Here is a 13,119-nt window from a genome sequence, read left to right on the forward strand (position 1 = left end):
ATACGAGTTAATTAAAAGGCGCCTAATTGGCGCCTTTTCTTTTTATCAGTCCGATTTATTTAACCGCTTTAAACTGACCGTCTTTATCAAATGGCCAATCAACACCTAGCCAAGCTTTGAAAAATGCTTTTTGTGAGCGGCTTGGCTTATCAACACTGGTGATAGCAAGCTTGCCACTTTGCTTTTCACCAAGCTTGAGCTCCACCTCATTGAGCCTATCATTGCTAAATAACGTCACTTTAATCGTGTCGCCCACGCTGAAGTCTTTAATGCGTGACTCGAAACCTGCCGCTGTCACTTTAAGTCCGTTAATCGCTACGATTTCGTCGCCAAGTACGATACCCGCATTCCAGGCAGGTCCATTACGTAACACCTGCGATAACACCAATGAACCAGACTTCAAGGTCACCCCACTAAAAGGCTCAACTTTTGCGTCTTTACCATAGCTGGTTTTTAAACCAACCTGACTAAGTAACCCATCAAAGTCTAAGCTGACTGGCGAGTTAACATATTGCTGCCACCAGTTTTCATAACTCGTACCCGACACATACTTTAAGATTCCCTTCACATCAGCAATGGTGTAGCCGGCCGGAATGCGGTGTTCATTGTAGAGCTTACGGTGCACATCACGATATGAGCGCTTAAGTTTTGTTTCTTCAAGCAGAGAAAAATCGAGGGCCAAAGAGGTCAAGTAACCTTCTGAATAGATGTTAGTACTGTGGTTAACCGCGTAATCTCCACCACTACTTGCCCACTGATTAGCGCTGGCGTCGGCAATGGATTGCACTTCTCTGCCTGGAGTTTGTTCACTCTGCGCCACTCGCTTTGCCAAGTCTTCAAAAAACTCCTTTGGCGTCATCACTCCTGCACGCAGCAATAACTGACTTTGGAAGTAACTGGTTGAACCTTCAGCAATCCATAGTAACTCAGTGATCTCTTCATCTTGATAGTTGTATGGGACTAGTCCATCAGGGCGATAAGCCTTAACGTTCCAAGTATGAATAAACTCGTGAGAGGCGGTTTTGATAAAGCCTAAATAATCTTTACGCTCTCGATAGCTAAAACGCGGACGTTGGATAATGGTTGAGTTCAGATGCTCAGTTGCACCGCGGGCTCCACTTGTGGCGTGAACCATATAAACATAACGCTCAAATGGATAATCATCCCAAATGACCTCGGCCTGTCCGCTGAGTTTGCTCAAGTCGCTAACCATCTTGTCGATGTCGTAGTTACCCTCTCCCCAAACAACTAACTCATACGCCCTGCCGTCGGCGCTGAACTCACGATGCTCGCTGATCCCAGTTTCGATTGGAGAGTCGACTAAAATATCGTAATTTTTCGCCACGAAAGAATGCGCTTTATCGCCACTGTCCATACCTGAATAACTATTCCAGTCACTCGGAACCTCTAATGAAACAGTTAAAGGCTCATTCCTAAACTCAGGGCTATAAACAAAAGTGCCGCTAGCATCTAAAAAAGCATGGGATGCATCAATATGATTGACCCTTTGGCCTAATTTGTTGGCATAGAGTTGATATCTGACGGTTACGCTCGAGGGCTCAGTCAACGCTACAGTCCACTCACCACTCGCGGTTCTTGTCCAAGGTAATACAGCGCCGCTATCATCCGTAGCAGTAAAGGCTCTAACTGCATCCGCCAATGGCAAGACTTGATACTTACCCGTGCGCCATACTGGTAAATTAACCACTAATGAATCTGACTGTGTCTCAGGAAAGACGACTTCTACCTTTGCCAAATGGTGTTCAGGGCTAGTTAAGTCGATCTGGTAGTTTACGTTGGCAATGGCATTCGAACAGGATAACGCCCCAAAAGTTAATATAAAGGCAACTACAGGTTTCACTCTCACATCCTTCTGTTATTATTATTCTAGTTGAGCAGAAAAAATATAACACAAGTCTCAATCAAGCCAAAGAATAACAAAAAACAGGCGCTTAATTTAACATTTTAGCGCGAGGAATGGCATTTTGATGCGTATTTTCATTACCCTAATACCCTTGATATTTTTAGCACACACTTCCAGCCATGTTCATGCAGCGCCAAGAGATGAAGTGTTAACAGAAGTGCAGTTAAGAGAAGCTCCGAAAGCGCTTGAGCAATCATTAGCGCAGACTATCCCCGTAGTACCTCAGTTTCCTTCAGCAGAGATGTTTGCAGTGTTTTCTCAACAGCAGCGGATCCCAAGCGAGGAACTGAAGCGTGACATTCAACTTTCAGCTCGCTTAAAAATGGAACTTTATAACAAAGATAAAGACCGCTATATCGCTGCAAAACGCCTCACAGAGCAACTAGAGCATATTAGTCACAGTGCTTTCGATAAGAGTTATTTATTGATGCTCAAAGGACGCCACGCAGGAAGAAGCCAACAAGATTACCTTAGTGCTATCGAATACTATCTACAAGCCGTTGCACTGCTTGAGCATTCAAACCTTCAGAGCGATCGCGTTCTACTGTATACATTGCAAGAACACCTCAGTGTCATGCATATGATTTTGCGTAAAGAAGTTGTCGCTTTACAGCACTTAACAAAGTTATCAACGCTTTCCAAACAGCTCAATAACGATTATCTGCTCGCCCATGCAGAATCAATATTAGGCAAATATTATTATCAGCAAGAGCAACTCGCTAAGTCACTTTCCCATTACACTGAAGCAGTAAAGTACACCAGAGCGGGGAAAAACGCTTCTCAGAATGCCCATATAGAGCTGCAACTTGCTAGAGTCTATCGCGATATAGAGTCTTGGGATGAGGCACTTGCATCGGCTCATAATGCCGCCGATGCTTTTAATCTGCTTGGTAACGAAAATTATCTGTCCTCTTCTATGACGGTCATCGCCATGATTTATGCCCGTCAAGGCCAATGGTATAAGTCGATTGACTACCACTTGAATGCACAACAAATTGAATCAAGACTCGGCAACTATATTGGTTTAGCTCTCAACCTGCATAATCTAGGTGAAGCCTATTTTAAAGTCGGAGATCCCCACAGTTCCCTGATAAATTTAGTGCGAGCCAATGAGATTTTTACATCCAAGAATAGTGATCACTATTTAGTCTACAACGACCTAATGATCGCCGAAGTAACAGCGAGTACAGGCGACTGGGCTAAGTCTCTCGATTACGCCACCAAGGCAGCTGCCATTGCCGAGTCTAAACGGCTAAATGAAGAGTTAAAAGAGGCGTTAACAAGGCAAACCCATGCCTTCGAAAAGCTTGGCCGCTATGAAGATGCCTACAACAGCCTGCAAAAGCAAAACAGGTTAGACAACCAGATTAAGCCGCAATCTATGGAAATTGAGCAGCAATCACAAGTCATTGAGCAAAAACTTAAGCTCAATTTAAGTCAGAGTCAAAATGAATTACAGGCAAAAATTGAACAGCTTAATATCACCCGATTAGTTAGCATACTCTGTATATTTGCCCTATGCCTGACCCTATTGCTTTTGATCAAGCAATGGCGACTCAAGAGCAAGTTCAGCCTAGTAAACTCTAACCTAAGTAAAGCCCAGCTTCTCGAGCCTTTTACTGGGCTTCCAGGTTACTTGGCCTTCAAGATGGATTTTACTCGGCATAAAAAACCAATGAAGACACTGGCACTGGTTTCACTCTCCGAACAACTTGATTTCGATCTGGTTCAGGGGTATCAATGCAATTCCGATATGAATACCCAGCAAGTATTAACAATCAAAAATACACTAAACTGCCAGCCTTACATTATCCGGCCGGGGGTATTCTTAATCAGTTTTGACTCACACATCGATCCTAATGCTCTACTCACTATGTTATCGAATGCTATTCATGACCATCAGTGGGAAACAAGCCTTCATATGGGAGTATTACACCTGCCTCTATTAGGGGATTCGGCCATCAAGTTATCAGCCGAGCAGCACTTCGGCAGCCTGCAGATGTTGTTATCCGCCGCGAGAACATTAGGTAACAAGCAAAACTACTTTGTCACAATGAAAGCACTCAACTTTGCTTCTGCTGGAATCTTCACTAAACCACTCTACCTGAACATCGAAAAGAGTATCGTTCGCGGCATTATTAAGGTCGAAACCAATGGCAATAAAGAAGATATCATTTGGCCAAGATGGAAGAGCCACCAAAACATCGATATTAATGAAGACAAAATCGCCATGTAGGCGTTTAAACCTCTGCTTCTGCTGAGGTTAATTTCTCTATTTTGAAGACTACTGGTAAGATAAGTGATTAAATTTAAGCTCCATTTTTAAATAGCGCTAGTTATAGGAACCCAAAAAAGCATGAAGGATGCCGCCATAAGTACATCTCAAATAAGCGTGTTACAGCAAAAACTCTTTGTTGCTAGACAGGCGTTAGAGGAGATGACCGAAGAGCAAAATGAAAAGCTGCACATCCTCATACAATTTATTGGACAACTAAGCCTTGCCTGTAAAGGTCAAAATTTAGAGCTTGATAATAAACTCGCTAAATTACGCCATAAATTAGCTAAGTTTAATCAATTCGAAGATTCACTCCCTGCCCTTAATGAAGCCGATACAATCCTTAAGCAGCAATATGCGCGTGTGATGTTGCAACTCGAAGATAGCCGCCAATCATTAGCAAATATGGTGAGCCAAATTCAGCGTATTGACTCGCTTCCTAGTAAGTTAAAGCTAGAGATCACTTACTTTAAAAAAGAGCTGGTTAAACCGTTTCATACCCATTGGGATTATATTCCGAAGGTCGAGAAAATCGTTAACTTTTATGATGAAATCTTAAAAGAAAAGCTGAACCTTGGTGAACAGTTTGAGATCTTACCTCGTCATCGACAGGCCGCTCATGAGCTTGCACAGCTATTATCAGAAATAGAGTTTAGAAAAGAGCAACGACAACAGATCTCAGAAATTAAGAGCTCGTTAACCGAAGAGTTTGAGCTCGACACCTTGCTTGAAGCTTACCAGGTGGTACTAACTCTACTACTAGATAACATTGCTAGAGAAAAAACCGCCTCGCAAGAGTTCCTGTACGTTCTCAATAATGCACTAAGCAATGTTCAAGAAGTAGTCACTGATAGCTACAGCCATTCGGTAAAGAATTATCAAGTGACTAAACAGCTCAATCGCGACATCAATTCCCAAGTTGATAACGTTGGCGAAGCCGTAATTGAGGTCGATGATATCGATGAGTTAAAAAATCAAATAACCCTTCATTTAGCCTCTTTGAAGAAATCTCTTGGGCGCAAAGAACTGCTCGAAAATAGAGAGCAAATCCAGTTAAAGCAATCAGTAGAGGCCTTACGACAAGAGCTCAAAAACCTTGGCAAAGAAACTGAATCATACAAAGAGCGCTTATTTGAACAGCAAAAGCTTAATCTACTAGACTCATTAACTCAGCTACCTAATCGCAGCGCATTAGAAGAGCGGATGGATATTGAATACCGCAACTATAAGCGCACTAAACAGCCATTATGGGTCGCGGTCGCCGATATCGATCACTTCAAAACCATTAATGACAGTTTTGGCCACAGCACTGGTGATAAAACACTGCAAGTTATTGCCATGGCAATGAAAAATGCCTTACGAGAGTCGGAGTTTGTCGCACGTTATGGCGGTGAAGAGTTTGTACTCTTGCTGCCTAATATTGCCGAGAGTGATATCCAACCTTTGCTTAACCGTCTGAGAGAAAAAGTAAAAAGCATACCGTTTAAGTTTAAAAATCAGCGAATTACAGTTACAGTGTCTATAGGTGCTGCGCAAATAATCGAAAATGAGCTCATCACAGAAACATTCGACCGAGCCGACGCAGCGCTTTATAAAGCCAAAAATGAAAGCAGAGATAGGGTCATCATTGACTTCTAAGTTCCTCCCCTTGTGCTAACCCTAGTTACCACTCTCTCTTTAAGGGACTGCTTACTTATCACTGCTTAAGGAGTTGCTATGATAGTAAAAATAAGCCCTAGAGGAAGCCTAGATCAACTTTCTCAACTGGAAGTTGATAGACTTAAACAGAACGCTAAAAGTGAGCTTTATCAGCTCTACCGCAACTGCTCACTCGCCGTACTCGCATCAGGCCTTAAAAGCGATAATGCTCAGGGGCTTTTCACTCAGTTTAGTGACTTTAATATTAATGTCTTACGCCGTGAGCGTGGTATTAAAATTGAGTTGACCAACCCGCCTGAAGAAGCCTTCGTGGACGGCGAGATCATCGCCGGGATCCAAGAGCACCTATTTGCAGTACTTAGGGATATCGTTTATATCAACGATAAGTACGATAACCTTAAACATATCAACTTAACGAATGCGAGCCATATCACCAACGTCGTCTTTGATATCTTACGTAACGCACGCTCAATGCCGATGCTTGACCCCAATATTGTTGTCTGCTGGGGCGGACACAGTATCAATCACACCGAATATCAATACACTCGCGAAGTGGGTTATGAGCTCGGGCTACGCCAGCTAGATATCTGTACAGGTTGTGGACCGGGTGCGATGGAAGGGCCAATGAAAGGTGCCGCAATTGGCCATGCAAAGCAGAGAGTGAATATCGCTCGATATATCGGTCTTACCGAACCTAGTATTATTGCTGCTGAGCCACCGAATCAAATTGTGAACGAGTTAGTCATTCTGCCTGATATTGAAAAACGCCTAGAGGCCTTTGTTAGATTGGGACACGGGATCATTATCTTCCCAGGAGGAGCCGGTACGGCAGAGGAATTACTTTACTTGCTCGGTATTTTACTCAATAAAGATAACCAAGATATCCCCTTCCCTCTGGTGCTCACTGGGCCTAAAGAGAGTGAAGAATACTTCTTACGTATCGATGAGTTTATCGGCGCCACATTAGGTGAAGAAGCGCAAAGTAAATATCAGATAGTGATTGACGACCCGGTCAGAGTCGCTCGAATACAAAAACAAGCGATGGAGCAGATCAAGACTTTCCGTAGGGAAAATGGCGACTCATATCAGTACCAGTGGTCTTTAAAGATTGAACCTGAGTTTCAACTTCCTTTTGAACCAACCCATGAGGTCATGAGTAACCTAGATCTATACTTTCAACCGAATAAAGCCGAGTTAGCCGCCAACTTACGTAAAGCATTTTCTGGTATCGTAGCCGGTAATGTTAAAACAGATACCATTAAGGCAATCGAAGCCAACGGTCCCTTCGAACTCAAGGGTGATCCTGAGTTAATGCGATTGATGGACGACCTATTGGGTGCCTTTGTTAGCCAACAACGAATGAAATTACCAGGAACCGAATACGTTCCCTGCTATAAAGTCATAAAGTAGAAAGTTATATAGTGAAAATGATTAAATGAATAAACTATTAATTATCGATGCCATGAATTTGCAGCAACGGAACTTCGCCGCATAGCCTAATAAATCTGATGTTACAGGTAGGCGAGTACGATCCCTGCCATAAGTAGTAAGTCATAAAGTAGAAAGTGATTAAATGAATAAACTACTTTTGATCGATGGCATAAATCTGGTGCGGCGAAACCACGCCGCACAACAAAACGAACTGGCGTTACAGGAGAGCGAATACGTTCCCTGCTATAAAGTCATAAAATAGAAAGTGATAAAGTAAAAAGTGATTAAATGAATAAACTGCTTATTATCGATGGCATGAACTTAGTGCGACGGATCCACGCCGCACAACCTAATGAGTCCGATATCACCGGACTGAAAGAACGTGTTAATGGTGCCTGTCGCAAACTACTTAAATATCATGCGCCAACCCATGCAACGATTGTATGGGATGGTGATGCAATCTCATGGCGAAAAACACTATACCCTGACTACAAAAAAGGCCGTAAACCTATGCCAGAGGCCTTGGCAAACGGCATTAATGACATCAAAACCTATCTAGCGGAGCACCAACTTCATTCCGTCGACGCAGAGTCCGAAGCGGACGACGTTATCGCGACCTTGGCAACAAAGCTGGTAAACATTGATGGCGAGGCCATTATCGTCTCAACTGATAAAGGTTTTAGCCAATTAACTCACCCAAATATCAAACAGTGGGATCACTTCAATCAAGCCTATCTCACGATTGAAGAGATGGAGCAAAAACTAGGTATCGAGCGTAGCCAGTTAATTGATTACCTTGCACTCGCAGGTGATAGTGGTAATAAAATTCCTGGCGTTCCCGGGATAGGACCTAAGTCTGCCGTAGAATTACTTAGAATTTACCGTTCTCTAGCAAACATCTACAACTCTATCGACAAGGTAGGCTCTAAGCAGGCTAAAAAGCTCGAAGCGGGTAAGCAGATGGCGCGCCTAAGCTATAAACTGGTTCAACTTAAAACTGACATGCCTTTAAGCGTCAACTTAAAACAGTTTAGGTTCGACAAGCCTGACGTTGATTAAACTTACATTTGTTAACACAAAGTTGTTAACAAAACATTTACCATTACATGGCTAGATAGTATCTTAACGTTTTCGATAGAACTGTTTAAAGGAAGCATTGCTAGGATGAAATCTAAACTCCCAGTCATCGTCATCAGTATTTTTATCACTTATGTTGCCTTCGTTGCCGTGATAATGCTGACCTACGAGCCAACCCCCGACGAGATGCATTGGGAAGATAGACAAGCCTATAATAAAGCAATGATGAGCGAAGTCGCGATCGGGCAAAATATCGCAGAGATTAAAAGTCTGTTTGGCAAGGCAGACTTCACCGAAGCAAAAATATCTAATGAACAGAACTTAGAAGTGCTGTTTTACCGGACTCACCATGAAACTTCAGATGGCGAAACCTCCAAAGAGGAGTGTACACCGCTGCTGTTTAAGCAGGGAAAACTCATCGCGTGGGGTGAAGACACCTATCAGCAATACCTATCTAGCCCTATAGATGGGTAATCTATTAGAGAACTAACCTAATAGAGAACTGACACAATAGAAATCTAGCCACCCGGCTCGTTAAGTCCTCACTCGGTTGGTTTTTATATAAAGCAAAAAGCAGCGAAATTATCGCTGCTTTTTTGTGGTTAAGTATCGAGAAAAGGTTCTATCTCGTCTTTTACTGAGCGCTTAGACTTACCCTTCATTCTCTAACCGCCTTTCCTCTACACCCTATTATCTAACCGCTTTTGTGCGTCTTCTTCAGCCTCTTCCAATCGCTTCAGTTCTTGTAACAAACGCTCTTTCTCAGTTTTATTCGCTTCACTTTCCACTGGCGGTAGCTTGCGAGCCTCCCAATCAGGCTCCCCCTCTAAAGGCGCTTTCGCATAAACTGACAGTGGTAAAGCAAGAACAAACAAACTCATTAAACTGACACTTTGGATCTTATTCATATACGCTCCTTGTTGATGAACTCCAATCTTGACTAATCAATAAGACACGCTAATTAACAAGCTAATTATTAGCCTAAATTACCTTTCACGCCTTAAAAAAGTCTTGTTCCCGAAACTATTTCACGGCTAACCTAAAACTTTAAAAGCCCCTTGCAAGCCCTCGACTGCCATCTGAGTCCCTATTACGGCCAGAATGAGTCCCATCATCCTAGTGATAGCTCCTAGCGCAGCGCTGCCTAAGTAGCTGACTAAGCGCCCTCCAAAAATAAAAAATATATAAGTGATCACGCATAGCAAACCAAACGACACTATGGTGCTAACAAGCTCAGGTGCGCCCCCTGCAGCAGTATAGTTCATCGCCGTCGCAATAGTGCCTGGACCGGCCAAGATAGGTAAAGCCAAAGGAGATACTGCCACACTCAGCTTAGATTCAAGTGACTCGCCGGTAGGCTGCTCACTATCATGATGAACTGTCGATTGACTACCCTGCAACATATGAAAACCAATTAAAAATATCAACAAACCACCAGTAATTCGAAAAGCAGGCAAGGAAATACCAAAAAGATTAAAAATCAGCTGGCCAGAAACCGCAAATAAACAGGTGATGGCAAATGCAATTATTAGCGCCCTAAAAGCGATGGCTCGAGTCGTCTTCTCATCATAGTCAGAGGTGAGCCCAAGAAAAATGGGCACATTGGCAACAGGATTCATAATCGCAAAAAATCCCATAAATACCGTAGCAAAGTGTATCCAAATTCCATCCATTATCTCGCTCTCCACCCTATAACGCTCTGTTAAGAATATTCATTATGCAGAAATTTGAAGTGATTACGACCTTGTTTACCCCATTAGCCAAATTTTAAAGATAAAAAAATACCGAGCTATTGAAGCTCGGTATTTTCTAATATTATCAATTAGACTTAATCGGCCTTTTTGTACTCGGTATAAGCTTCACCTTCGCTTAACCACTTAGGGGCTGGCTTGCCCTTTAGGTAATGATCGAAGTACTCCATCATTCGAATACTGTAATCTAACTTATTGGAATACTTCTTAAGGTGATGTGGCTCATCTTGATACTGTAAGAACACCACATCTTTACCCGCACGGCGCATCGCTAAATACAATTCAACACCTTGCTCCCAAGGCACCGCATCATCTTTATCACCGAACATGATCATCATAGGTGTTTTAATACGCTCTGCGTAAAATACCGGAGAGTTCTCTATGTACAACTGCGGCGATTTAAATAAACTTTCGCCAATACGACTCTGACCCGTTTCATACTGGAACTGTCTAGCAAGGCCACTGCCATGACGAATACCGCTGTATGCGCTCGTCATGTTCGACACAGGTGCGCCTGTCACCGCAGCTTTAAAGATATTGGTTTTCGTCACAGCGAATGCTGTTTGATAGCCTCCCCAAGAGTGGCCTTGAATACCTACCGCTTGAGGGTCAGCAATCCCAATATCGATAAGGTGCTGCACACCAGAAGTTAAGGCTTGCACTGAGGTTTCACCAGGATAACCCACTTCAAAACGAATATCGGGTAAAAATACTGCGTAACCATTGTCGGCGTACCATGCAAAGTTTGGACGGTGGTTGATCTTCATCTGGGGGAAGGCATGCAACCTATCACTCATAAAGCGATAGAAGTAGACCAGCACAGGATAACGTTGACCTTCGACATAGTTTGTTGGTTTAATCAAAACCCCATCAAGCGGTTTACCGTCGCCATTTGTCCACTGAACCAACTCAGACTGACTCCAGTTAAAACCTTGACGTTGTTGGTCAAGATCCGTCTGACGCATCGCATCTTGTGGCTTATCGTAATTGGCAGTGTAGAGATCGGGGAACAGATCATACTGCTCTTTGGAATACACTATCGTTTGCGCATCTTTACTGCGGGCTAAAAGTTTAAGCTTATAGTCTCCCTCCATCAAAGGAGTCACGCCAGCAACACCTATTTGGGCCTGATAAAAGCCATCCCCTTTATCGATATCGCTGTAACCATGCAAGAGAATTTTTTCATCGCTGTTAAGTACACTTGGATGATCTTTATCTTCGACTAGGCCAGTCACTCGGTACTGCACCCCCTGCTTACGTCCTTCACCAGCAGTCAACTTGAATGCATCATGGGAACCTGTATGAACTTGCCAGATATCATATTTATCGTAGAGTAGAAGACCGGTATCATCGCTAATCCAAGGCCCGAAGCCATAGCTAGGTGCATTCGATGGATAGTCATGATCTTCATCGGCAAAAGAAACATCTAGCGCTTTAGTGATATTTGTACGTCTATCTTGAGCGATTTCATACAGGAATACATTGCCATGTAAGTAGTAAGAAACAAACTTTTCACCTGGAGACAAATTTGGCTCTTCAGAGCTACTTTGCTGTGTCAGTAGCGGGATTTTACGCCCAGTGTTTAGATCAACTAAGTAAAAATCACGGTAAAAACCGGCCCAAGTGATCATCTTACGATACGGCAGATCTGAGCTGGCTAGTGCAAAACGCTTCTGCTGCTGCACTTCAACGTCTGGCACGTTTAGATCCGCAAGTTGCACCAAGTTATTCCCGTTAACATGCAGTACAGCTAAATAAGTGCGCTTAAGCTCCTTTTTATACTGTTTTACTTCGTGAGGCTTAATACGTGGATCGTCGCCATGCCACACTCTAAGAGCACGATTTGAGGTGATAATCTGTTTATCAAATAGATCTGCCTGCTCCTCATACTTAGCCACTTCCAACTGCTGACTCACCTGCGGCACCCGCCCAAAGAACAAGCGTTGGCTATCGTCTGAGAAACGCAGTGTAGCGTATCGGTTCAATGTCCAGTCTTTTGATTTAGCCGTCTCTACAATTTGACTCGTTTCAAGATTCAATAGCGACAGTTTATATTCGCGACCAAAAGTTTTGGCTGTTGCATCGCCATAGGTAAAACCTAAAAACTTGCCATCGTTAGATAAGGCTATCGAGCCAAACTGTTGCTGTTTTAAACTGTGGACTATCGATGCAGTATTATCGGCTAATTTTACGACTCTCAACTCATGCTTATTGGTTTCAATATTATTTATCGCTAAAGCAAAATTGAGGCCTGACTTATCGAAGCTAAAAGCTGTTACATCTTTAAAAGTGATTGATTTCAAGCTATTAAGAGAAAGCAGCTCAACTTTAGAGCCAATATCCTCTTTATCGATTTTTAGATCACTTTTGCTGGTTTGAACCTTGTCATCAGATTTACCGTCTTTTTTCGGTTCTTCCGCTTCAAACCAGATAGCTAGATGGGTTCCTTTCTCGTTGAACTCAAAGGATTTTACTCGTTCAAAACGTTGTTCTTCACCAGTAGAGGTATCTAATAAAACCAAGCCGGACTTGAGTTTCTTCTTAGCTTTCTTAGTCGCTTTTTCTGAGTCGAGTAATGGAATGGCATCGACAAACGCGACAAAACGACCATCATGGCTGATTTTTGGCTTGCTACCGCCTTTTACGCTAAACTCATTATTCGCAAGAAGATTTTTGACAAGACCATGGCTATCACCACGATCTGGTGTAACCTCGACAGCTAACATATTGCCAGTATCTGAGATCACAGGATTTTTCAGCGATTCAAATCGCATGATATCGTCAGGTGTTATTCGGTTTGTGGCCGCCAACAAGTTTGCAGATAACAAACTCGTCGAGAATAGTAATAGAGATGTGATAGGTAATGACTTCAAGGTCTTCCTCATTATTTATTATTAGACTAAAGTAGACTTTTTAACCTTTTAACGATCAATCATCGTCATTAGCAGTTATTTATGCAAGTTACCCTACAGAAAAAAACGTGAGATTGCTCACTCTTTCCT

9 protein-coding genes are annotated in these 13,119 nt (G+C 42.8%); 5 read left to right on the plus strand and 4 right to left on the minus strand.

The window, feature by feature from the left end:
- Positions 1-55: 55 nt before the first annotated feature.
- A complete protein-coding gene (locus Q1A86_RS04755; RefSeq protein WP_299803495.1) occupies positions 56-1,861 on the minus strand; it encodes a M61 family metallopeptidase in 1,806 nt (601 codons plus the stop codon).
- Between the two features lie 127 nt (positions 1,862-1,988).
- Here Q1A86_RS04755 and Q1A86_RS04760 point away from each other — a divergent pair, with 127 nt between their 5' ends.
- The 5 genes from Q1A86_RS04760 to Q1A86_RS04780 all read left to right on the plus strand — a co-directional run bounded on the left by Q1A86_RS04760 (position 1,989) and on the right by Q1A86_RS04780 (position 8,840).
- Complete coding sequence (locus tag Q1A86_RS04760; protein WP_299803498.1) at positions 1,989-4,160, plus strand: lipopolysaccharide assembly protein LapB; 2,172 nt, start codon at positions 1,989-1,991, stop codon at positions 4,158-4,160.
- 120 nt (positions 4,161-4,280) lie between these two features.
- Entirely contained in the window at positions 4,281-5,837 is a 1,557-nt protein-coding gene (locus tag Q1A86_RS04765; protein WP_299803500.1) for a GGDEF domain-containing protein, read from the plus strand.
- Between the two features lie 78 nt (positions 5,838-5,915).
- Entirely contained in the window at positions 5,916-7,268 is a 1,353-nt protein-coding gene (gene ppnN, locus Q1A86_RS04770; RefSeq protein ID WP_299803502.1) for a nucleotide 5'-monophosphate nucleosidase PpnN, read from the plus strand.
- 309 nt (positions 7,269-7,577) lie between these two features.
- Positions 7,578-8,348 (plus strand): flap endonuclease Xni, encoded by a 771-nt coding sequence (xni, locus tag Q1A86_RS04775; RefSeq protein WP_299803504.1) that lies wholly within the window; start codon positions 7,578-7,580, stop codon positions 8,346-8,348.
- 105 nt (positions 8,349-8,453) lie between these two features.
- Positions 8,454-8,840 carry a DUF3192 domain-containing protein gene (locus Q1A86_RS04780; protein WP_299803506.1) on the plus strand — a complete coding sequence of 129 codons (387 nt, stop codon included), beginning with the start codon at positions 8,454-8,456 and terminating at the stop codon, positions 8,838-8,840.
- Between the two features lie 206 nt (positions 8,841-9,046).
- Here the strand turns inward: Q1A86_RS04780 and Q1A86_RS04785 are convergent, their stop codons facing one another.
- From Q1A86_RS04785 to Q1A86_RS04795, 3 genes are all read right to left on the minus strand, one after another.
- Positions 9,047-9,274, minus strand: a complete 228-nt coding sequence (locus Q1A86_RS04785; RefSeq protein ID WP_299803508.1) for a hypothetical protein — start codon at positions 9,272-9,274, stop codon at positions 9,047-9,049.
- A gap of 126 nt (positions 9,275-9,400) precedes the next feature.
- Positions 9,401-10,039 (minus strand): MarC family protein, encoded by a 639-nt coding sequence (locus Q1A86_RS04790; RefSeq protein WP_299803510.1) that lies wholly within the window; start codon positions 10,037-10,039, stop codon positions 9,401-9,403.
- A 155-nt stretch (positions 10,040-10,194) separates the two neighbouring features.
- Positions 10,195-12,990: a prolyl oligopeptidase family serine peptidase gene (locus tag Q1A86_RS04795; RefSeq protein ID WP_299803512.1), complete on the minus strand. Its 2,796-nt coding sequence runs from the start codon at positions 12,988-12,990 to the stop codon at positions 10,195-10,197.
- Positions 12,991-13,119: the final 129 nt, after the last annotated feature.

Source organism: uncultured Shewanella sp. (assembly GCF_947497935.1).
Taxonomy (GTDB): domain Bacteria; phylum Pseudomonadota; class Gammaproteobacteria; order Enterobacterales; family Shewanellaceae; genus Shewanella.